The sequence below is a fragment of the Kineosporia sp. R_H_3 genome (genome assembly GCF_002198675.1).
GTDB lineage: Bacteria > Actinomycetota > Actinomycetes > Actinomycetales > Kineosporiaceae > R-H-3.
In genome coordinates this window covers 31,791-52,111 of record NZ_MWLL01000191.1, presented here as the reverse complement: position 1 = coordinate 52,111, position 20,321 = coordinate 31,791, and the positions used below count along the sequence as shown (strand labels likewise).

The 20,321-nt window shown below is 72.5% G+C and carries 19 protein-coding genes; 11 read left to right on the top strand and 8 right to left on the bottom strand.

The annotated features are described in order from the left end of the window. The first annotated feature begins 1 nt into the window (after nucleotide 1). Nucleotides 2-445: a response regulator transcription factor gene (locus ECOMGDLI_RS22895; protein ID WP_088319166.1), complete on the top strand. Its 444-nt coding sequence runs from the start codon at nucleotides 2-4 to the stop codon at nucleotides 443-445. Here ECOMGDLI_RS22895 and ECOMGDLI_RS22890 read toward each other — a convergent pair. Then, nucleotides 442-870, bottom strand: coding sequence for a response regulator (locus tag ECOMGDLI_RS22890; RefSeq protein ID WP_088319165.1), 429 nt, complete (start codon nucleotides 868-870; stop codon nucleotides 442-444). The genes ECOMGDLI_RS22895 and ECOMGDLI_RS22890 overlap by 4 nt on opposite strands. A gap of 77 nt (nucleotides 871-947) precedes the next feature. Continuing rightward, on the bottom strand, nucleotides 948-1,436 hold the full coding sequence (locus ECOMGDLI_RS22885; RefSeq protein WP_143447866.1) for an Hpt domain-containing protein: 489 nt from the start codon (nucleotides 1,434-1,436) through the stop codon (nucleotides 948-950). A gap of 149 nt (nucleotides 1,437-1,585) precedes the next feature. Here ECOMGDLI_RS22885 and ECOMGDLI_RS22880 point away from each other — a divergent pair, with 149 nt between their 5' ends. The 3 genes from ECOMGDLI_RS22880 (at nucleotide 1,586) to ECOMGDLI_RS22870 (ending at nucleotide 3,103) form a co-directional block, all read left to right on the top strand. Continuing rightward, entirely contained in the window at nucleotides 1,586-1,933 is a 348-nt protein-coding gene (locus ECOMGDLI_RS22880; RefSeq protein ID WP_158221109.1) for a response regulator, read from the top strand. Nucleotides 1,934-2,120: 187 nt separating this feature from the next. After that, nucleotides 2,121-2,624 (top strand): response regulator, encoded by a 504-nt coding sequence (locus tag ECOMGDLI_RS22875; RefSeq protein WP_143447865.1) that lies wholly within the window; start codon nucleotides 2,121-2,123, stop codon nucleotides 2,622-2,624. Between the two features lie 14 nt (nucleotides 2,625-2,638). Beyond that, complete coding sequence (locus ECOMGDLI_RS22870) at nucleotides 2,639-3,103, top strand: response regulator (protein WP_158221108.1); 465 nt, start codon at nucleotides 2,639-2,641, stop codon at nucleotides 3,101-3,103. Nucleotides 3,104-3,766: 663 nt separating this feature from the next. Here ECOMGDLI_RS22870 and ECOMGDLI_RS22865 read toward each other — a convergent pair. The 4 genes from ECOMGDLI_RS22865 to ECOMGDLI_RS22850 all read right to left on the bottom strand — a co-directional run bounded on the left by ECOMGDLI_RS22865 (nucleotide 3,767) and on the right by ECOMGDLI_RS22850 (nucleotide 8,981). After that, nucleotides 3,767-4,033, bottom strand: a complete 267-nt coding sequence (locus ECOMGDLI_RS22865) for a hypothetical protein (RefSeq protein ID WP_088319160.1) — start codon at nucleotides 4,031-4,033, stop codon at nucleotides 3,767-3,769. A gap of 263 nt (nucleotides 4,034-4,296) precedes the next feature. Further along, nucleotides 4,297-4,521 (bottom strand): hypothetical protein, encoded by a 225-nt coding sequence (locus ECOMGDLI_RS22860; protein WP_143447864.1) that lies wholly within the window; start codon nucleotides 4,519-4,521, stop codon nucleotides 4,297-4,299. A 118-nt stretch (nucleotides 4,522-4,639) separates the two neighbouring features. Beyond that, complete coding sequence (locus tag ECOMGDLI_RS22855; protein ID WP_088319158.1) at nucleotides 4,640-6,325, bottom strand: glycoside hydrolase family protein; 1,686 nt, start codon at nucleotides 6,323-6,325, stop codon at nucleotides 4,640-4,642. 262 nt (nucleotides 6,326-6,587) lie between these two features. After that, entirely contained in the window at nucleotides 6,588-8,981 is a 2,394-nt protein-coding gene (locus ECOMGDLI_RS22850; RefSeq protein ID WP_143447863.1) for a DUF2339 domain-containing protein, read from the bottom strand. A gap of 619 nt (nucleotides 8,982-9,600) precedes the next feature. On the opposite strand from ECOMGDLI_RS22850, the gene ECOMGDLI_RS22840 reads away from it, so the two are divergent. The 6 genes from ECOMGDLI_RS22840 to ECOMGDLI_RS22815 all read left to right on the top strand — a co-directional run bounded on the left by ECOMGDLI_RS22840 (nucleotide 9,601) and on the right by ECOMGDLI_RS22815 (nucleotide 17,197). Continuing rightward, a complete protein-coding gene (locus ECOMGDLI_RS22840) occupies nucleotides 9,601-10,536 on the top strand; it encodes an alpha/beta fold hydrolase (RefSeq protein WP_158221107.1) in 936 nt (311 codons plus the stop codon). 281 nt (nucleotides 10,537-10,817) lie between these two features. Continuing rightward, a complete protein-coding gene (locus tag ECOMGDLI_RS22835; RefSeq protein WP_143447861.1) occupies nucleotides 10,818-11,456 on the top strand; it encodes a hypothetical protein in 639 nt (212 codons plus the stop codon). A gap of 54 nt (nucleotides 11,457-11,510) precedes the next feature. Beyond that, nucleotides 11,511-13,094 carry a sensor histidine kinase gene (locus tag ECOMGDLI_RS22830; RefSeq protein ID WP_088319154.1) on the top strand — a complete coding sequence of 528 codons (1,584 nt, stop codon included), beginning with the start codon at nucleotides 11,511-11,513 and terminating at the stop codon, nucleotides 13,092-13,094. Continuing rightward, nucleotides 13,091-13,732 (top strand): response regulator transcription factor, encoded by a 642-nt coding sequence (locus ECOMGDLI_RS22825; RefSeq protein WP_088319153.1) that lies wholly within the window; start codon nucleotides 13,091-13,093, stop codon nucleotides 13,730-13,732. The genes ECOMGDLI_RS22830 and ECOMGDLI_RS22825 overlap by 4 nt, the downstream gene beginning before the upstream one ends. A gap of 58 nt (nucleotides 13,733-13,790) precedes the next feature. After that, the gene (locus ECOMGDLI_RS22820) at nucleotides 13,791-16,142 is read left to right on the top strand and encodes a winged helix-turn-helix domain-containing protein (RefSeq protein ID WP_088319152.1); all 2,352 of its coding nucleotides are present in this window, start codon (nucleotides 13,791-13,793) and stop codon (nucleotides 16,140-16,142) included. A 62-nt stretch (nucleotides 16,143-16,204) separates the two neighbouring features. Further along, nucleotides 16,205-17,197 (top strand): homocysteine S-methyltransferase family protein, encoded by a 993-nt coding sequence (locus ECOMGDLI_RS22815; RefSeq protein WP_088319151.1) that lies wholly within the window; start codon nucleotides 16,205-16,207, stop codon nucleotides 17,195-17,197. Nucleotides 17,198-17,305: 108 nt separating this feature from the next. Here ECOMGDLI_RS22815 and ECOMGDLI_RS35475 read toward each other — a convergent pair whose 3' ends face one another. Continuing rightward, nucleotides 17,306-18,376: a cytochrome b5-like heme/steroid binding domain-containing protein gene (locus ECOMGDLI_RS35475; RefSeq protein WP_088319150.1), complete on the bottom strand. Its 1,071-nt coding sequence runs from the start codon at nucleotides 18,374-18,376 to the stop codon at nucleotides 17,306-17,308. Between the two features lie 310 nt (nucleotides 18,377-18,686). Between ECOMGDLI_RS35475 and ECOMGDLI_RS33990 the strand changes: the two genes are divergently transcribed. Next, nucleotides 18,687-19,334, top strand: coding sequence for a hypothetical protein (locus tag ECOMGDLI_RS33990; protein WP_143447860.1), 648 nt, complete (start codon nucleotides 18,687-18,689; stop codon nucleotides 19,332-19,334). Nucleotides 19,335-19,418: 84 nt separating this feature from the next. Here ECOMGDLI_RS33990 and ECOMGDLI_RS22795 read toward each other — a convergent pair whose 3' ends face one another. Next, nucleotides 19,419-20,297, bottom strand: a complete 879-nt coding sequence (locus ECOMGDLI_RS22795) for a DUF2510 domain-containing protein (protein WP_088319147.1) — start codon at nucleotides 20,295-20,297, stop codon at nucleotides 19,419-19,421. Nucleotides 20,298-20,321: the final 24 nt, after the last annotated feature.

Sequence of the window (20,321 nt, the reverse complement as noted above, 5' to 3'; positions counted from 1 at the left end):
GATGGCGAACATCCTTGTGGTGGACGACGACGAGGACATCTGCGACCTGATCCGGCTGAAGCTGACCTCGATGGGCCACGACGTGCACGTGGTGCACGACGGCGCGGCGGCCGTCACCGCCCTGCACGACCAGGGCGTGCCGACGGACCTCGTCCTCCTCGACGGGATGATGCCCGTCATGGACGGCGAGACCACCTGCCGCACGCTGCGCGCCGACCCCCGGACCGCGGGGCTGCCGGTCCTCATGCTCAGCGCCCGAGGGACGCCGCAGGACGCCTTGCGTGGCAGGGATGCCGGAGCGGACGGCTACATCATGAAACCGTTCAGCCCACGCGACATCGCCGCTCAGGTCGTGCTTGCTCTCGAGCGGGGCCGCACGCCCGGGGGCACGGCATCCGCCGTGCCGGCGGAAGCCACCGGTCCACGAGCCGGTGACCGCCGCTAGACGAGCTCTCGAAGCGTCGAGACCAGGACCGACGCGTTGATCGGCTTCGCCACGTGAGCCGCGGCTCCGCCCTCGAAGCTGCGCGGCATCGCGGCGGCGACCGGCAGAGAGCTCATCATCACCAACGGGACCGGGCGATCCACGAACACAGAAGCCAGCTCCTGGCCGACCTGCCAGCCGTCACGCTCGGGCATCACGACGTCCAGCACCACGGCGTCGAACGGCTGCGACGTCGCCACCCGGACCGCTTCCCGTCCGCCTGCGGCCGTCACGACCGTCAGCCCGTCTCGCCGTAGGAAGGCGGCGACGAGCTCGCGGTCGTCTGCATCATCGTCCACGACAAGGATGCGAGGCGGCGGTGCGCCCTCGCCGCCCCTGTCAGGGACATGCGCGGCGGACCGACGCGGGATGCTCGCGATGGGCACGTGTCCTCCTGGCTCGGTACGGCAGTGCGTTCAGCAGCGGCAGAGCGTCGTCTTCGGCGGCGCAGGACCCGAACTGGCTACGCCGACCGGGTGACCTGCCGGCCGGCGTCCCGCGGCAGACCCACGGCGACCTGCTGCAGGACAAGGGTTCCGTCAGCCACCAGGTCGAGGACGCCCGACCGCAGCCGCTCCGTGTCCGAGGAGCCGGCGCCGCTGCGCACCAGGTCCTCCCGCGACTGACACGTCTGCGCCAGCGCATCGAGGCCGAGGTTCAATGCAGTGCCCTTGAGTGTGTGCAGGGCTCGTGCCGCACCATCGACGTCCGACACGTCGCACGCGGTGTCGAAGTCGCCCAGCAGACGGGCAGCCTTGGCCGGGAACCCGTCGACCATTCGGCACGCCAGCGCGACCTCTTCGGGGCTGCCGTCCCCGAGGATCTCCTGGACGCGAGCGCGGACGGAGCACTCCTCGGGGGTCGCTGCGCCCGCGCTCATGACACCGTCCCGCCCGAGAACCGCGTCGCGACACCGCTCAAGGTTGGCGGCCACCATGCCGATGACGCGCAAATCCTTCGCCCGACCTCAGGAGGTCGCTGGTCATGAGAACACGGCAGGAACCGCACGTGACGGGACCGAGCACCGACGTCGGGGGCAGGCGTGGGGACCCGGACGAGACCGATGACCCGGACCTCGGCTGGCTGTACACGCATCCGAGGGTGCTCGTCGTCGACGACGACGAAGACACCCGGGACCTGGTTGCGGCGATGGTGCGCAGCCGGGGCATGTCGGTCGTGACCGCCCCTGACGGTCCGTCGGGGGTGGAGGCCGCGATGTCGGGACCGTTCGACGTCATCATCGTCGACGTCGTGATGCCCGGCGTGGACGGCATCGAGGTCCTTCACGAGATCCACGCGCACGTCGACAGCACCGTTCCGGTGGTCACGATGACCGCACAGCCGCGACGAGCACCGAAGTCGACCAGCCTCGGTCAGGGGGCTGTCGCGCACCTGCGCAAGCCTCTGCAGCGCAGCGTCCTCATCGACGTGATCGACAAGCTGCTGTAGCTCCGCGACCGACCGGACGGCAGCCTCGCCGAACCGGACGGTGTTGCACTGGCATCCGCGCTCCACACCCATCACTATTGCACTAAGTACATGAGCGACCACTGCAAGTAGTGGGGGTCGGTAGCCCATCGACCTCGATCCGACAGTGCAGGACCCCGACTCGTGGATCCCGAAGTGGGTGATCGACATGAGTACGAACCAGCTCCCCGTCGGCAGCGGCCGACAGACGCACGGTTCCCTGGAGCCAGACGCAGACATCACGATCGACCTCCGCCCGGTGTTCGTCGACGGCCCCCGGCGAGAGCCCGTCCGGGCCTCGCGCCCGGTCGTCCTGGTCGTCGAGGACGACGACGACACCCGTGACCTGATGTCTGGTGCGCTCGAGCGCGACGGCATCGACGTCCTGCGCGCGGCAGACCGCGCGTCAGCGTTCGCGATCCTGCGCAGCTGGCAGGTCGACGCCGTCACGCTGGACATCGGCCTGCCCGACGGTGACGGCCTCGACCTCTGCGAGACGATCAGGCACCAGCGGTTCAGGCGCTCGATCCCTGTCGTGGCCGTCACGGCCCGCTCGTCCTTCGACGCTGAGCTGCGCTGCTTCCTCAGCGGTGTCGACGACTACATCGTCAAGCCCGTCAGCCCGACCGGTCTCGTCCGCCAGGTCCGCAGGCTCCTTGACGGTCAGTCATGACGACCCCGTCAGCCGTGCGTGGCACCCGTGTCCTCGTGGTGGACGACGACCCCGACGACCGCGAGCTCATGGAGCGCGCCGCCCGGCGCGGCGGCTACGAGACGTTGTCCGTCCGCGACGGGATCTCGGCGATCGAGGCCATTGCCTGGTTCGAGCCCGACGTCGTCCTGGTCGACTGGTTGCTGCCGGACATCTCCGGTGCCGAGATCTGCCGACGGACGGCCGACGCCGTCCGAGTCGCCGGTGGCCCGCCACGACCTCGTCTCGTGCTCGTCACCGCGCGCTCGGACGACCTCGACGTCGAGATCGGCCTTGCGCACGGCGCCGATGCCTTCGTGACGAAACCGGTGCGGCGTCAACGGATCTTGGATGCCCTGTCGACCGCCCTCGCGTGCGCCGGTCGTCGCGAGCCGCCGCCCGCTGAGCGAGGAGGCCTGCAGCTGCTCGCTCGGCTGCAGGCCCGGCGCCGATCCCGCTGAGGCGCACCGACGGACACGGACCCGTGCCCCGGGCCTGACCGCCTGCCGCAGCCGGCCGTTCGACGTCGCGTGGGCTCGACATGTGCCGGGCGGGACCGATCCGTGGTGGGTGGGAGTACGGGCGAGTCGCGCGTGCGTGCGTGCGGCAGCCGGTCGGTGGTACCTCGTGGCTCCGCCAGTGTGCGGTCCTTGACGGAGCCACGAGGGGGGGAGGGCCGGGCGGTCGGCGAGCTCGCACCGAGTGATCGGGTCCGCTCGACGGGCAGCCGACGCCACGGGTCGGGCGAGTGGATCACGGAGTCGGATCTGCGGCGCCGTCGAACGTTGCCTGACCTTGGTGCTCGAGCCGGTCGGAGGGCGAGCCGGAGCTTCCTGCCGCGTGCGGGAGCACCGCGTCCCCGGACGGCGGGAGGGCGGCGTTCCTGAGGTCGATCGGAGTCGTCGCTGTCGGCGGCGCCGGTGACGTGGACGCCGCGGTGAGCCGGCGGCGCCATCGTGCCTCGTCGTAGGTGAACACCTCGGTGGACCTCAGGAAGTCGAGCAGTTCCGGAAGGAGTGTGTCGGCGTGGGCCGTCGGCGATCCCAGTGGCCCCGTTTCCGTCGCGGCGCACCGGACGTTCCGCCAGATCGCGTTCCCGGAGGATCTCGAGGGCCATCCGTCCGTCAGGCCGGGGACCCGGGCTGGGCTCCCGTTCCGGGGCCCGCAGTCCCTTCGGCGTTGGCGGCCTCCTCGATCCAGTCAATGGCGTCGTCAGGCATGCATCGACCAGTCGATCCTTCTTGCTCAGACCACCAAGGATCGGACGCGGCAGGTCCACCCGCCGCTTCGATCTCTGCGAGGAGCGTGGCCGGCACGGCATCGCCGTTGTTGGCCATGAGCCACTCGCGCGTCCCGGGCGGCAGTTGCGGCCACCACAGTTCGATCGTCATGCCCGGAGTCTGCCCCGGTCCTTGTCGTTGCACCACCCTGATGGAACCACCGAGACACGGCACCGGGTGCCCCACGGGAACCCTTCCGGCAGGTCGGAGGATTCATGGCGCGACAAGCCGCCTCTACCGGTTGCGCGTGTCGCGCCGACGGCCGCCAGAACCTGCTGGACGACGTCACCGGTATCCGCTGCGGGGCGGCCCGGATAGTGCCTCCAGATGTCGGCCCAGAATCCGGCATCGTTCGGCCGACCGACTGCATTCGGCTACTGCTCGGGCGGCGGGTTCACATTGCTGGCTGCGGTCACGCCTATCGCGGTTCCGAAGAATGCGTAGACGGCCAACGAAGCTTTCAGCCAGTCGGGCGTCCCTGAGTCGATCGCACCGAGGCCCGCCTGGACGCATCCCAACGTGAGGCCGACCAGTGAGTAGGCGGCGTACACCTGCTGACGAGTCCTTGCCGAAACGATGTCCTTCAGGAAGTTCTGCATGGTCCACTCCTTCGACCTGACTCGTGCCACCTCGTTGATCGTTGTGGACGCGGGGGCTTCGACCTAGGGATCGTGGGTCGGATGGGTGCTGACGTGGTGACTGCCAGGCCTGCGCTGGTCAGGGTCGCTTGATGGTCTTCAGGCCGTAGTCGACGTAGAGGTCTCGGGGGTCGGTGTCGCGGAGCCAGGCCACGAGGGTCTTGAAGTCTGCGACGTTGCGGATCCCGACGCAGCCGGCGGTCCCGGGGGAGCTGCGGCGGTTGCCGTCGATGTGGATCTGTATTGCCTGGCGTTGTGTGCGGCCGGGTTCCTTGTAGCTGAGGTTGATCTTCGCCGGTCCTTGGGCGGCGCTCCAGACCTTGCCGTAGTACTTGTCCGGGCTGTCCTTCCAGAGGATGTCGTGGATGAACCAGCGGCCTTCGGGGAGGGGTTCGTTGGAGCCCATCCGGCTGTCGCGGCCCTTGCGGAACCGTTGTCGGCTGGGGACGCCGGAGTAGACCTCGATGCTGTCGATGGTCTTCCCGTCGCGGACGTACTCGAGCTTGAGAAGCCGAAGGCCGGTCTTCTTCTCCAGCTTCTTGGTGTCGCTCAGGTAGAGGTAGGTCTTCCCGCCGCTGTTGACCGCAGGCTTCTTGGCGGGCGCCTTGCCCACCGCAGGCTTGCCTTTCGCAGGCTTCGGTGCTGCCTTGGGGGCGGGCTTGGGCGCGGGCTTCATCGCCACCTTGGGTGCGCCGACCGGGAACAGCTTGCCCCAGGTCTTGGGGCCGACCTTGCCGTTGGCCTCGGCGACGCCGAAGTGGTCGGTCTGGAACGCGACGGCGGCGGCGTGGGTGGCACTGTCGAAGCTGCCGCTGGTGGGCCCCTCGTAGTAGCCGAGGTCGCGCAGCCGGGCCTGGAGTTCCTTGATGTCGTTGCCGGGGAACTTGGGTCCGTCGGCCGAGCCGCGTTCGATGAACGCGCGCTCCAGCGTGGGTGCCTTCTCCACGGTCGGGACCGGGCGCGGGCCGGCGACGAACAGCCGGACGTCGCCGTCCGGGACGGGCGCGCCGGCTGCGGCGACGGTGAACGTCTTCAGGCTCGGGTAGTAGCGCAGCAGTGCGGCCATGCTGGCCGCGGCCCGGTCGGGCATCTGGAGGATGTCGGTGACCTGGCCGGTGGCGTCGGTGAGGACCACGACGGTGGCGCCGGCGCGGTCGAGAACCGTGACGGAGACCGGGGGCGGTTCGTCCGGTGGGCCGACGAACGCCGCAGCGGTGCCGGCGGTGACAGGGGTACCAGCGGGCCCGGTGGTGCCGGCCGGGGCCGGCTTTGCGGCGGTCTCGAACAGGGCGCGCTCGGCTGCGCGTCGCTTCACCAACCCGGGCAGGACCTTCTTCACCCTGGTCGTCTTCTTCACGCCCTTGACGACGGTGGTCACCGGGACGGTGGCCTTGTTCCACCGGGGGAACTCGGCGGCGGCGCCCTTGATGTCCTTCGCGGTGAGCTTGTCGAGCATGGTGCTCTCACGGAACGCGCCGATGCCGATGTTGTAGACGAACGACACCAGTGCGTCGAACTGGTTCTGGTTGAGGGCCACGCCCTTGACCAGGCCGGTGACTGCCTTGGCGAACCGGGAGCAGTCGAACGCGAGGAACTCCGTCGCCTCGCTCTGGGTGATGGACTCGCCGAGCCGGACCTTGTCGCCGTCGGGGTAGACGGTCGTCCCGTACCCGATGGTCGGGACCCCGGCCGGGTCCTTGTACGCCTGCAGCCGCAGGCCCTCGAAACGCTTGACCATGTCGACGGCTCTCGTCGTCGCTTCCATCCGGGCCCCCTGCGTCACCCAGCAGCCGACAGATATTCGCGCAGATCAACAGGCGGAGGGACCAGCGCGAGGGCTGAATACATCACCGGCCATCACCGCCGCGTCACGGCGCCCGGCGGCAAATCCACGATCTTGACGCTTCCGATGAATCAACCGTGGCTCCCGTGCGACGACGAGTGCACCCCCCTAAAACGCGGGGTGACGTCGGCTTGGGATCCGGTGGTCCGGTCAGCCGTTGTCCGCTCCGGGCACGCCGGGCCGTTCAGATCGGGCTCGTCCTCCGGGCAGGCTCTCCTTCGGAGCGGTCCTGCTCGAGGTGGTTCTGCCCAAGGTGGTTCTGACCGTGGTGGATCTGTTCGAGGTGGTGTGGCGTGCGAGGGGACTGGGGTGCGTGGAGTGCGTGATGCAGGCGTGATGCCTCGGCGGCCACGATGTCGGCCAGGGTGCTCTGCCTGCGGTAGCCGCCTTCGGCGTGGGCGCGGGTCGGTGGGGCCGGGTCGCCGGTGGGGTGGAACGGTGTTGGCGGGTCTGGCAGGTACAGGTCCACGCCGCGCAAGGGCGCCGCTGGGTCGAGCAGTCGATGACCGACGTAGTCGGTGTCTCGGTAGGCGTTGCGCCATGCGGGCAGTGCGTCCGGGGGTGCCGCGCCGTCCTCTCCGCCGGCAGGTGGCGGTGTGAGGCGGTCGACGGCGGTGGTGATGAGGGTGTCGTCGAAGTAGGCGGGGAAGTGTCGTTGGTAGAGCCGCCGTACGGGGCAGCCGTAGGTGACGACGGACAGCCGGCCGGGGATCGGCGCGTCCGGTGGGAGCGCGGCGAGGGCTGCGGTGACGAGGACGGACCCTTGGCTGTGTCCGAGCAGGAGTACTGCCCCTGGGTGCTCCTGGCCGTCCTGGTCGACGTCGCCGCGCCAGAGCCGCTGGAGCCTGGCCTTGAGTTCCGGGACGGCGCGTTCGGCGTACGAGGGGGGTGCGAGCGGGTGGAACGACCGGGGCCAGAACGTGGCGACGTCCCAGGCGATCGCCACGGTGCGCCGCGTCCGGGGGTGGGTCAGGGAGTGCCTGAGGACGAACACTGCCACCAGCGGGATCGCCGTCAGCAGCCAGGTGCACAGGGACACCGGCAGCAGGGTCAGCCAGCCGACGTCGACCTCGATGTGGTCCGTCGTCCAGTTCTGCCGCATCTTCTCCCGGGTCCACAGCACCCAGTACACGAAGGTCGGCAGGACCCCCGCCGACGCGGTCACCCACAACCCCCATTCCAGCGCCGACAGGCTCCCCGACGGCAGGGTCACCGCGCGCCGCCACGAGGAGCGCCAGCTGGGGTCGTCTCGCCCGTCCGACCATCCTCGGGGTCGGTCAATGGCGGACCAGGCCTGGTCGGCGCGGGTCTGGGCGTCGTCGATGCCGCGTCGTGCCACGCTCGCCCAGGCGAGCCCTGCGGACGCGGCGAGGATCAGCAGCGCCCAGGGGATCGCCCGGGCCAGCACCTCGAACGCCTGCGCGTACTCGATGTCCGGACGTGTCGCGCCCGTGTGGAACGCGCGGGCGTCGCCGAGCCAGCGAGCCACCCAGAGGACGACGCCGGACTGGATCGCCAGCGTCGTCATCGCTGCGGTCTGGACGACGGTGGCCGGGGTGAGGGCGTGCCGCAGCCGGTCCGGGTCCTGGCGGGCGCCGGCGTGCCAGTACGCCGTCGCGAAGACGGCGATCACGCCTGGCAGCAGCGTCGGGATGAAGAACCCGAACAGCAGCGGGAGCCCGGGCAAGATGGCCGGGTCATTGGGAGACGGCGGCGTTGCGGTGAACCAGGCGACGAGCAGGGCGACTGCGGTCAGGCCCAGCCCCCATCCCAGGGCGGCCCCCGCCGGGAGCCTGCGGCGCAGCCGGGTGACCGCGGCGAGCGCCATGCCCACGGTGACGGTTGCCACTCCTGTCCACCACACCATGGCCCCGGCTCGTGACCCGCTGAGCACCGACGCGGTCTGCCCCAGCGGTGCGGCGACGACGGCGAGCCCGACCATGAGATGGATCTCCGCGAGGCGCACGGCGTAACCCTGCCCGCGCCAGAACCCGTGGTGGGTCAGGCCGTCCTCGGCCGGACCGTCCGAGGACGGCAGGTCGACCGAGCCCGGCTCGCCCCACCGCTCATAGGCGCGCCGGCTCTGCCGGGTCAGCCACCACAGCAGCGCCAGCAACGCCAGCGGCACGCTCGCGCCGACCACCACGCGCCGCGCCGGGTCGGGCGCGACCCCGCCCTCGCCCACCAGCCACCACGTGTCCACCGAGCAGGACGCCCTGGCCCGGTCCGAGGCGCCGCCGCACTGGTACGCGGCGAAGTCCATCGCCGCGACCGCCGCGAACGACACGTACAACCCGGTGACCACCACGCCCATCACCCGGACCGCGCCGCGGAAAGCGCTTGCGCCGCGATGCGGGGCCATCCACCCCGCCACGTTCACCAATGCGAACGGCAGCACCAGCAGCCACAGCGCCCGCGACGCCGCGCGGGCCGTGAGCCCGCCCCACGCGTAGGCCTCGACATGACGTGACTGCGGACCCGGCACGTCGTGGCCCCGCCACACCCCGGCCGTCCGGTCCCCCGAGACCTGCACCGGATCCAGAGCGTCCAGCATGTCCGCCGGGGGAGTGCCACCCACCCCGTGCACCCTGAGCTCCGTCACACCGCCGAGCGCAGCCTGCGGCCACGTCGCGTCCCTGACCGCGTGTCCCTCCACGGCGGGCTCCCCTTCGGCTCCAGCCCCACCGATCTGCTGCCGGTCCGGGCGGGTGGGCGGTTCGGACATGCTGGGCTCCGCACATGAGGCGTCGGGCCATGCCGGCGGCCGCTGCCGAGTCCTGGACGACGTGCAGGTCGCTCGGATCGCACGCGGGGGTCTACAGATCTGTGTCTAGGAGCGTCCGCCTCACCCGGCAGATACGCAACGAGATTCCGTCTCGGGCCCGACCGGTCCGTGCGCAAGGGATCGTGATCGATCTCTCCGACATCCGGTCGGACGACCACTTCCGGGCGGCTCCGGACGATGGGGTTCATCGCCTCCAGCGGCTGGCGCTCGAGGACATCAACGACGGCTTCTCGGCAATGGCGGCCTGCCGACGCCCGCACACGGTCGTCCGACGCGCCGTCGCACGATGGCCGCTCACGTCATGATCGACACGCGGCCCACGGACTCACCCGAACTCCACCACGCCAGGGGACGTGACCCGGCGCCCGGTGCGCTCCATCCGCCTGGGCGTCTGACGTACCTGGTGCTCTGCATGAGCCGACACGAGTGGGACGATCGCCGGGTGGAAGGGTCGCGCGGGTATCGCGCGGAGATGGCTGCGGCGGCTCGCCGCTTGACGTCTCCCGGCGTGCAGGTCGATGACGTCCTGGTGGACGGTGTGACGGTTCGTGTCGGGAGGTACGGCACGGGGCGCCCTGTGCTGGTCCTGCACGGCAGCGGCGGGGGGTGGGACCAGGGCGTCGACTGGGCGCGGCGACGGCTGGCCCCGGAGGGGTCTGCTGGCTTCGACGTGATCAGTCCGTCGAGGTTCGGTTATCCCGGGTCCACGCTGCCGGAGGGCGCCGAGGTTGCGGATCAAGCGGCCGTGATGGCCGGGTTGCTCGACGCTCTCGGGCTGCAGGGGGTCGACGTCGTGGGATTGTCGGCCGGCTGTGTGGCGGCCGCTCAGCTCGCGGCCGACCACCCGGCCAGGGTGCGGCGACTGGTCCTGGAGTCCCCGCTGGTCGCGCTGTCCGGTCGGGCTCCGCTTCCTCCGCTGGCCGCGGTAAGGGTCCTGGCGCGTGCGCAGTACCTGCTGTGGCTGACCACCACGTTTCCGCCGGTCGTGAAGCTGGCGGCCGGTGCGTCCCCCAAGGACCTCTCGGAGAACGATCGGGCCGAGCTCGCGGCGGTGAACGCGACGATGTTCCCGCTACGGCCGCGTAGGGCGGGGACGGTCTTCGACCGGGCCGTCACGGCGGAGCACATGCTCAGGGGCCGTGTCCCCGTCGAGCGGATCAGCGTCCCGGTGCTGCTCATCAACGCGGCGCACGCGCTGCTGGCACCGCATGACGACGCCGTCCGGTTCGTCGCTCGACTTCAGCGCGGCGAGTTGCTCGAGCTGGCAACGGGTGGACACGTGCTCATCGGCAACGTCTCACGGCTGCGGGAGACGGTCGCCGCCTTTCTCGCCGGGGACGAATCCTGATCCTGCGTCGGTCGGATCGCTCGTCTCGTTTTCGTTGCGGCGTCGGGTGGCGATCGCCTCGCACGCCCCTGCGGTCGCGGTTGATGTGTGACGTCGCCCCTGTTCGGGAAGAGGGTCGGTCGCCCCTGTCGCACGTGGAACTGCGTCCGGGACTGCCGATGCGCGCGAGTCGTCCTCACGGAGGACCTCAGCAGGTACTCACCGGAGGATGCAGCGAGGCACCCGCGGGCGTGAGCGTGGGAGGCGGGTCCGGACGGTCCGGGCCCGCCCAGGAGGTCACCGTGAGAACCCACCACGCCGTCGCCGTCCCCCTTGCGGCGCTCATTGCCGGGCTGCTCGCCGTCGACACGGTCGTCGTCGCTGTCACCGGGGAACGCACGGTCGTCACGGACGACGAGAAGGGCACCTTGGTGACGACGCTCGGTACGGCGGTGCTGCTCGGTGCCACGGTGCTCGCCTGCTGTGTCGTGGTCGCCCGGGAGAAGGCGCGCTTCGACGCCGCGGGCCGTGTCGCGCGCGCTACCCGTCGGCCGCTGCTCGCAGGGCTCGGCATGCTCGCGGCGGGATCGGGCCTGGTCCACCCGCTCGAGCTCGTGCTGGACGTCCAGGACGGTCCCGTCGCCGCCGTCTCCGGGCTGCTGGCCGGGCTGTCGCTGCTGCTGGTGTTCGTCCCGCTCCTGGTCCTGGGCCTGGCGACGTTGCGACACAACCCCTTCGGCCTCGGCGCAAGGGTGCTCGCGGCGCTCGGGCCCGTCGTGGTCCTGACCGTCCTGCTCGGCATCGTCGCCCCGGACGTCGCGTCCCCGGTGCTCCTCACGGGTCTCGCGCTCGTCGGCACGTCGTTGATCGGCGTCCGCGCCCCTGGGGCCGCCGTGAGGCAGCCGGGTGCCGGGACGCCCGCCGGTTCTGTCTCGGCCTGACGGGTCGTCCTCGAGGAGGACGCCGTGCACCGGCGCGGTTCCTATCCTGGGTGGATGCCAGTCCGGTCGCGCACGACGGCCCTGCTGGTCGCGGGGGCCGCGACGGCCTCGGGTGCGCTGGTGCTCGGGGCCGGGAGGGGCCTGCCCGAGTGGCTCTTCGGGGCGGCTCTGCTGACGTTCGCCCTTCTCGTGACCCACCGCGGCGTCGTCGGCATCCTGGAGGCCCGCGGGGCGTCGGCCAGGGCCGCGGCCCTGTCGGCGGTGGATGTCGGCGACGTCGCACGGCGGGCCGTCGCCGCCGAGCGGGAACGACTCTCGGGTGACATCACGCGCCGGCTGCGCGAGCTGGTGAGCGCCGTCGGGGCCGAGGTGTCGGCCGCGCGCGAGGCGGCGGATCCCGGGCCGGGGCTCGCCCGGATCCACCGTCTCGCGCAGGAGGCGTCGGCAGAGCTGCGCCGGCAGCTCGGCCTGCTGCGCCGCCCGGCCGAGGACGACCCGGCCGGGTCCGCAGACGCGGGGGTCATGTCCCCACGGCCGGTACGCGCCGACGTCGCGGCGGCGGCCGCCGCCGGGCTGCTCGCGGCGGTCGAGGCGGTCGTCCATCCTCGTGCGGAGGGTCTCCCGTGGAGCTGGGGCTCGGTCCTGCTGACGGCCCTCACGGCCGTCACCGTGGTCGCCGTCCGGACCGCCCCGGCGGCGGGTGCGTGCGCCGCCGGCGCGCTCTACGTCGCGGCCGCGGTCGTCGGAGCACCGGTCACGGGCGGGTTCTGGTGCCTCGTGACGGTCGGTGGGCTGCTCTGGTCGCTCACCGCCGCAGGAGCAGGCGGGCCCGACGGTGCCGCGGCCGTCGTCCTTGTGACCGGCTCCGTGACCGCCACCGGTTGGCGTGACCCGGACAACCTCGCCGTCCTCGTGGGGTTCGAGCTCGTGGCGGTCGTCGCCGGGCTCGTCACCGGTCGGGCGCGCAGGCGTGCCGACAGGTCCGCCCGCGCGGCGGCCGACCGCAGGAGGTCCCTGGCCGCCGCGACGTCCGCCGCCGTCGCCGCGGAGCGAGGGTCGTTCGCGCGGGAGGTGCACGACGTCGTCTCGCACACGGTGGGTGTGGTCGCCGTCCAGGCGGCCGCCGGGCAGGTGTCGTGGCCCGACCGGCCGGACGTCGCGCGCCGGACCCTGGACGTCATCGGCGACGCGGTGGACGGCGCGCTCGCCGAGCTCGAGCGGCTGGAGGTGGACCGGCCGGCGCAGCGGACGGAGCTCGACGTCACGGCGCTCGTCGACCGGATCCGGGCCGGTGGCACGAGGGTCCGGAGCGTCCTGCCCGCACGGCTGCCGTCGTCGTGCGTCGACGTGGTCTACCGAGTGGTGCAAGAGTGCCTGACCAACGTCGTCCGGCACGCGCGCGGCGCGGCGGCGACCGTGGAGGTGGAGGCGGTCGGGTCCGCCGTCCGGGTCGTGGTCTCGGACGACGGCCCGGGCGCCGGGGAGGCGGGCCGGGGCTACGGCCTCATCGGGCTCGCTGAACGGGTCGCCTTCGTCGGCGGGACGCTCACGTACGGGCCACCGCCAACAGGCCGCGGGTTCCGGGTGACGGTCGTGCTGCCCGTTGCGACAGAACAGGTGCCGGAGCCGGTCCCGTGACGGTGCGGGTCGTCGTCGTCGACGACAACGCCCTGCTGAGGGCGGGTCTGACGACGGTCCTGGCCAGCGACCCGGGGATCGAGGTCGTGGGTGAGGCACCGGACGGCCCGGCCGCCGTACGCCTGGTGCTGCGGGAGCAGCCGGACGTCGCGCTCATGGACGTCGAGATGCCCGGCGGCGACGGCCTCACGGCGCTCGCCGAGCTGCGGCTGCGGTGCCCGAGGACCCGCGTCCTCGTGCTGACCATGTTCGACCTCGACGAGTACGTCGCGGACGCGCTCCGGGCCGGGGCGGCCGGCTTCCTGCTCAAGACGACGGCGCCCGGTGAGCTCGTGGCCGCGGTCAAGGCCTGCGCGGCGGGGCAGGTCGCCGTCGGCCCGACAGTGGTGACGCGGCTCGTCGACTCCTTCGTCGCCCGCGAGTCGCGCCCACACCCCGGGCTGGCCGATCTCACCGACCGTGAGCTCGACGTCCTGCGGGCCATGGCCAGAGGGCTGTCGAACGCCGAGATCGGCGCGGAGCTCTACGTCGCGGAGACGACCGTGAAGACGCACGTCGCCCGGGTGCTGGCCAAGCTCGGCGTCCGCGACCGGGTGCAAGCCGTCGTGCTCGCCCACCGGGCGGGTGTCACACGCTGAGGACCCGGCCCGCGGCGCCGGTCGGCACCACGTGCCTCCGGGGCGCGATACTCGACGGATGCTGCGGTTCGGGCGCTGCGCCCTCGACGTCGCCGGCCGCCGGCTGCTCGTGGACGGCACGCCCGTGCACCTCGAGCCTCAGGCGTTCGACGTTCTGGCCCACCTCGCCGCGAACCCGGAACGGGTGGTCTCCAAGGAAGAGCTGCTCGACGCCGTCTGGGGCAGCCGGTTCGTCTCCGAGGCCGCGCTCGCCACGCGGATCAAGGAGATCCGGCGGGCGACCGGGGACGACGGGGCGGTGCAGGGCGTTGTCCGGACGGTCCGCGGCCGTGGGTACAGCCTCGTCGTCGAGCCGGCGCAGAGCGGCGATGACGAGCGGCCGGCGGGCACCGGTCTGCTGGGCCGGGAGCGCGACGTCACCGAGGCGCTGGCGCGGCTGCGACCGGGGTCGGTGGTGTCGCTCGTCGGGCCGGGCGGCGTCGGTAAGTCCACCCTCGCGCGTGAGCTGGTCGCGCGGCTGACGGCAGACGGACGCCGCGTGGTCACGGTGGACCTGACCGCGATCCGGGACGCCGGGCACCTGCTGCCCGCGGTCACGCGCGCCGCCGGGGTGGTCGGCGAGGCGCCGCAGGAGGCGCTCGCAGGACTGGACGCCGTGCTCGTCCTCGACGACGCGGACGAGCTCGTCGCGGACGTCGCGGCGCTGTGCTCCCGGCTGGCCGGCAGCGGGGGCCGGCTCGCGATCGTCGTCACCTGCCGCGAGCGGCTCGGGTGCCGCGGCGAGCAGCTGTGGCCGGTCCTCCCTCTCGACAGCGCGACCGCCCGGGAGCTGCTGCGCGCCCGCTGCCGTGAGCTCGCGCCGCTCGGCGGGCTCGTCGACGCCCCGGCGGACCGGCTGGACGACCTCGGGGCCGCGGTGGACCGCCTGCCGCTCGCGCTCGAGATGCTCGCAGCAGGATCCGCCGTGGAGGACGTCGACGGGCTTCGGACGCTGCTCGACACCCGGCCGGACCTGCTCCCGGCAGCCCAGCGGGACGCCCCCGACCGGCATCGCACCCTGGAACGGCTGGCGGCCTTCTCGATCCAGCGGCTCGACGACGACCTGCGCGCCGCGCTCGTCGCGCTGGGCGCCTTCGCCGGTGCCTTCACGAGCGCCGACGCCGCAGGGGTGCTCGGCGCGCAGGGGCCGGCCGCCGTCCGCGCCCTCGCCGATCGTTCGCTGCTGGCACCGGTCGCGGCCCTCGGCGCCCCCCGCTTCCAGGTGCTTCGCACCGTCTACCGCGCCCTCGCGTCAGCCGCCGACCCCGCACAGGTGGTCGCCGCGTCGAGCGCCCACGCGACCTACGTCGTCCGCACCTTGAGGCTCGCCGAGGAGCAGCTCCGCACCGCGCAGGAGGCCGCCGCGGCCGCGGTGTTCGACCGGCTCGCCGACGAGGCCCGGGCGGCCTACCGCTGGGCGCACGCGCACGACGTGCCGACGGCGGTCGCCCTGGTCCGAGCTCTCCACCCGTACGCGTACACGCGACTGTGGGACGAACCGTTCGCCTGGGCGCAGGAGCTGAGCACCGTGACCGAGGCCCCCGAGGTGCTGGCCGCTCTCGCCACCCGGGCCGCCCAGCAGAGCCGCCTCGACGACGCGGCGACCCTGGCCACGCGCGTGCTGGCCGCCACGACCGACGACGACCTGCGCACCCTCGCCCTCGAGTGCCTGTCCGACGTGGGGATCTACCGCTACGACACGGACGCTGCCGTCGCGGCCGCCGAGGAGCTGCTGGCCGACGGCGAGCGGACGGCGGACCGGCACCGGCTCGCGATCGGCTGGACGAACTCGATCCTGGCCCGCACCTACGGCGGCCGGGCGCACGAGGCGGCCGCCCTCCTGCCGACCGTCGAGCGCCTCACCCCGGATGCGCCGTCCGACCGCGCCTGGCTCGCGTACACCCGCGGCGAGACCCTCGCCGAGCTCGGTGAGCCCGGAGCGGCCGCGGAGCTCGCCCGCGCCAAGGAGCTCGCGGACTCCGTCGGCAACCCGTTCGTCGGTGGCGTGGCGCGAGTGTCCCTGGCGGCCGCACTGGCCCGCAGCGCCACGGCGGCCGACGCCGAGCCGGCGCTGCGGGAGGCGCTGGGCACCTTCCTGCGCCGCGGCAACGTCACGCACCTGACGAGTGCGCTGCGCATCGCCGTCCCGGTGCTGTCGGCTCTCGGGCACGAGGAGGCTGCGGTCACCGTCGGGTCGTGGGTGCTCGCGCCGGAGCGCCGGCCCGCGCACCCCGCGGACCGTCAGGTCGCCCAGCAGGTCGTGGACGCCGCGGCGTCGCGACCCGGCGGGCCGGTCTGGGCCGCCCGGGGACGGGCGCTGTCGACCGCCGAGGCCGCCGAGGTCGCCCTCGCGGCCCTCGTGCCGCTCTGATCCTCAACCGATCCGCAGGCCGCCCTCATGGAACGGCGCGGTGGGCCGCGTTCACTCGACGCATGACGACCACACTCTCCGCCACGCCGGGCGACGACATCCTGCTCACCGACGCCGGGCTGGAGACCGTCCTGGTCTTCGAGCACGGCATCGACCTGCCCTCGTTCGCGGCGTTCCCGTTGCTGGACGACGCGCACGGCCGCGCGCTGCTGACCGACTACTTCACCGGCTTCCTCGACCTGGCCGCGGCCCGCGGCACCGGCTTCGTCTTCGAGACGCCGACCTGGCGGGCCAACCCGGCCTGGGGGCCGACGGTCGGGTACGACGCCGACGCGCTGCGCCGGATCAGCCACGACGCCGTCGCGTTCGCCCATGGGCTCGCGCAGCGGCACGGCATCCCGACCACGGTCAGCGGCTGCATCGGCCCGCGCGGCGACGGCTACGTGCCCGGCGAGCGGATGACGGCGGACCAGGCCGCCGACTACCACCGCTCGCAGGTCGGCGATCTCGCCGGCGCCGGCGCCGACCTCGTCACCGCCTTTACGCTGTCGTACCCGGACGAGGCGATCGGCGTGGTCCGGGCGGCGAGCGCGGCATCCGTGCCCGTCGTCGTCGGGTTCACCGTCGAGACCGACGGCCGGCTGCCGTCCGGCGAGACCCTGCGCGACGCCGTCCGCGCCGTCGACCGGGCCACCGGCTCCTACGCGTCCTGGTTCCTCGTGAACTGCGCGCACCCGGACCACGTCCGACCCGCCCTCGGCCCCGATCCCGAGCCGGGCCTGTGGCCCGGCTGCTACCCAGGGTTCCAGCCCGCCGCGGACCAGCGGGGCGACTGGCGGCTGCGCGTCCAGGCGTTGCGGCCCAACGGATCCCGGCTCTCGCACGCCGAGCTCGACGCCGCCGAGACGCTGGACGCCGAGTCCCCGGACGACCTGGCGCGTGACGCGTCGTCCCTGCGCGGGGCGCTGCCCCAGGTACGCGTCGTCGGCGGCTGCTGCGGCACCGACCTGAAGCACGTCTCCGCCCTTGCGGACGCCTGGCTGCCGGCGTGCTGAGCGAGCGGCCGGTCGGCGACCACGGTGCGCGGCGTCACGAGATCCGACGCACCGTCACGCCCGGCGGGCGGCTGGTACCAATCGACCGCCGGCCCGCGGAACTCCGGGTCAAGCGAGCACGCCGATCTGGTAGCCGGCGAGGACCTTGCGTGCGGCGGCGTCACGTGCGTGCTCCTCGAGGAACTCGCCACCGTTCCCGCCGCACATCTCGACGATGCCCTCGCTGCCGCCGGGGTGACGCGACACCCACTGGGTGAGGTCGTAGACCTTGCCCTCGACGATCGACCAGCAGTTGGACGTGGAGGCATGTCTGGCGACCTGGGCCCGGGTGTACCGCGTCGTCGGGGTTGCCGGGGCGGGAGGGGCAGCCGCCGGGCCCGGGGTCGTAGCCCCCGACGTACCGGAGGCAAGGGGGCCGACGATGTACTTCGCGAGCGCGGCGGCGGGGCCCGCCTTGGTGGCGTGCTGGCCGTGGAATGCCGCCGACGCGTCGACCCCGCACATCCCCGTGATCGTGCCGGGGCCGCCGGGATGCGCGCCGATCCACGCCGTGAGGTCGTAGACGGTCCCGTCGACGACCGACCAGCAATCGCTGCGGGAGTTGTGCTTCGCCACCTCGGCCGAGGTCGGGCCGCTGCCGCCGGACGCTGCAGCAGCGGGGGACCGACTCCCGGAGGCGGCGGGCGCCGTCGCCGTCCCCCTGCCCTGCGTCGTCGCGGGTGCGCTCGCCGCCGCGGGCGTCAGAGCTGCCGTCTTGGACTCCCAGACCGAGACGGCGCCGCTGTGACCGACGAGCACGGTGAACCAGGTCGTGACCACGGCGACGACAACGACACCGGCGCCGGCGGCCCGGGGTGCCCACGCGGGGGCGCCGGCGACCGGGCCGCGCTGCAGCCGCCACCACACGCCAGACATGACGAGAGCCAGGACGGCGAGGACGGGGAGGATCTCGCCGTAGCGCTCGTGGTCCTGTGCGACGCCGACCCGGTCGGCGAGTGACTCGCCCGTCTCCTCGGCGACCCACGCCGCTGCGGCCGCAGCGACAAGGCCGAGCACCGACAACCCCGCGATCCGGGGACGAAGCCGAGGGACCAGGACGGCGACGACGACACCGAGCAGCGACAGAGGCAGCAGCACGGTCGCGGCGTGCACGACGAGTGGGTGCAGGGGAAGGCTCATTGGAGCACGGACCTCTCCGGTCGGGACACGCGGGGACCCTCGGTCCCCGTACGAGAAGCCTTCCGCGCGCCCGTGAGCCGTTCGTTAGACCGGCATTAGAGATCTCTCATCCCACAGGCGGGGCGATCCTGAGGTCTGTGGCGCAGATCAGTCCGAGGTCCTGAGAGGTCGCCAGGCGGCACGTCTGGCGGAACAGTGCGACGGCCGAGCCGGTCGAGTGCGCTGGCAGCCAAGGATCGGCGGAGGTGAGCAGGGCGGTGAGGGTCCGCGAGTCGGTCGCGTCGAGGAACCCGCGAAGGCCAGTTGCGGCGTGGCCGTGCCAGTAGCTCCAGCGCACCTGAAGTCGTTCCAGCAGGGAGGCGAGGACGGCCAGATCGGCGTCGGGCTCCGCGCCGTCGTTCTCGGCCCGGTCCTGGCGGTCGTAGACACCGACGGCGAAGTGGCCAGGCTGCTCGGGCCGGTCGACCTCGAGGAGGTCGCCGACCGGTGCCGGCGGCTGCGCCAGGACCTGGGTCTGCCTGCTCGGCTGTGGACGGCCAGCGACCTCGAGCAGGTCCTGGTCAGTGCGGTCCGTGACCACGACCGGCCGGCCGACGCAGCGGTGCCCGCGCTGCTCGCGATCGCCGCCGACCCGGCCACCCGCAGCCCAGCCCGACTGCCCTACCCCGGCCCCTGGTGGGACACCCCCGTCACCACCCAAGCCGCGAAGGAAGGCCAGGCGCGATGCGCCGACGCGGCAACGAGCGAGCTGGAAGAGCTTGAGCGGCGGCTCGCCGAGACCGACGGCGCCCGGGTCGCCCTACAGCGCCGTGCCCGTGACTTGCTGCTGGGTGAGGGACGTCCGGTCACCCGGCTGACCGTCGCCCGACGCGCGGTGCAGTTGCTCGAGGAGCAATCGCCCCGCCTGCACGCCATGTCGTCGCGGCCGGCCAGCACCGGCTCCGTGCCGGTGGTCTGAGTCGTCACTGTTGGTCGTCCAGAGCGCCGGGCGGCGATCTGCTGGGCCCGTCCGGGAGGTGCGGGCGGGTGGCTTCCGGGCGTCTCAGGCGGTCGAGCCGATGACCTTGATACTCATGATGGCCAGCGTCGGCACAGTCGTCTCGGCACCCATCGCGGTCTCGTACTTCGTCGTCCCGACGACCATCACCTCGGCCCGGAAGATGTCGTCCTCGACGACCTTGCTCAGCGCGGCCTTGGCGCCACCGAGGATCGTGTTCGTGTCGTACTCGTACCACTCGGAGTGTCGGACGCCGCCGACGTTGCCCAGGAAGGTCTCCGAGCCGGTGATGGAGTCGAACTGGGTCACGTAGCCGTAGACCACATAGGTCTCACCGACGTGGCTGTCGGGGTCCTTGGAGATGACCTTCCACTGCCGGTCGGTGATCTTCTTGAAGACCACCTTCGGAGCGGGCTTGGGTGTCGCGGTGGTCTTGCTCGTCGACGGCTTCGACGCGGGCTTGGGAGTCGTCTTCGTCGGCGCGGGCTTCGCGGCCGCCGTCGATGTCGACGGCTTTGCAGCCGGCGCGCTGGACGGCTTCGCGGCCGGACCCGAACTGGAGTCGCTGGCGACGGTGACGGTGCTCGGGTCATCGGGGCCGTCGATCGCAGCGCCGACCGCGCCGACAAGGAACAGCGCGCCCAGCCCCGCCCCGACGACCTTGCCCTTGGTCCAGCCCTTCTTGGCGGGGCGACCGTGCTGCCCGTGCTGCCCGCCGGCACCAAACGGCTGGACGACGGGCTGTACAACCGGCTGGGCGAAGGGGTCCGCCTGACCAGGTGGCATCGACTGCGCCGCCTGCGGTAAGAACGACTGCGTCGGCTGGGCGGGCTGCGTGTGCTCGGTCCAGGTGTCGCCGTTCCACCAGCGCTGCGTGCCCGTGTTGGAACCGTCGTCGTACCAGCCGGGCGGGGTACTGCTCATCGGTCGGTGTCTCCTCGATCCAAC

Excerpts from the sequence above, each read along its gene's own strand:
- ECOMGDLI_RS22895 (WP_088319166.1), top strand. The coding sequence starts at position 2 with ATGGCGAACATCCTTGTGGTGGACGACGACGAGGACATCTGCGACCTG.
- ECOMGDLI_RS22875 (WP_143447865.1), top strand. The coding sequence starts at position 2,121 with ATGAGTACGAACCAGCTCCCCGTCGGCAGCGGCCGACAGACGCACGGT.
- ECOMGDLI_RS22865 (WP_088319160.1), bottom strand. The coding sequence starts at position 4,033 with ATGACGATCGAACTGTGGTGGCCGCAACTGCCGCCCGGGACGCGCGAG.
- ECOMGDLI_RS22860 (WP_143447864.1), bottom strand. The coding sequence starts at position 4,521 with ATGCAGAACTTCCTGAAGGACATCGTTTCGGCAAGGACTCGTCAGCAG.
- ECOMGDLI_RS22855 (WP_088319158.1), bottom strand. The coding sequence starts at position 6,325 with ATGGAAGCGACGACGAGAGCCGTCGACATGGTCAAGCGTTTCGAGGGC.
- ECOMGDLI_RS22840 (WP_158221107.1), top strand. The coding sequence starts at position 9,601 with ATGAGCCGACACGAGTGGGACGATCGCCGGGTGGAAGGGTCGCGCGGG.
- ECOMGDLI_RS22830 (WP_088319154.1), top strand. The coding sequence starts at position 11,511 with ATGCCAGTCCGGTCGCGCACGACGGCCCTGCTGGTCGCGGGGGCCGCG.
- ECOMGDLI_RS22820 (WP_088319152.1), top strand. The coding sequence starts at position 13,791 with ATGCTGCGGTTCGGGCGCTGCGCCCTCGACGTCGCCGGCCGCCGGCTG.
- ECOMGDLI_RS22815 (WP_088319151.1), top strand. The coding sequence starts at position 16,205 with ATGACGACCACACTCTCCGCCACGCCGGGCGACGACATCCTGCTCACC.
- ECOMGDLI_RS35475 (WP_088319150.1), bottom strand. The coding sequence starts at position 18,376 with ATGAGCCTTCCCCTGCACCCACTCGTCGTGCACGCCGCGACCGTGCTG.
- ECOMGDLI_RS22795 (WP_088319147.1), bottom strand. The coding sequence starts at position 20,297 with ATGAGCAGTACCCCGCCCGGCTGGTACGACGACGGTTCCAACACGGGC.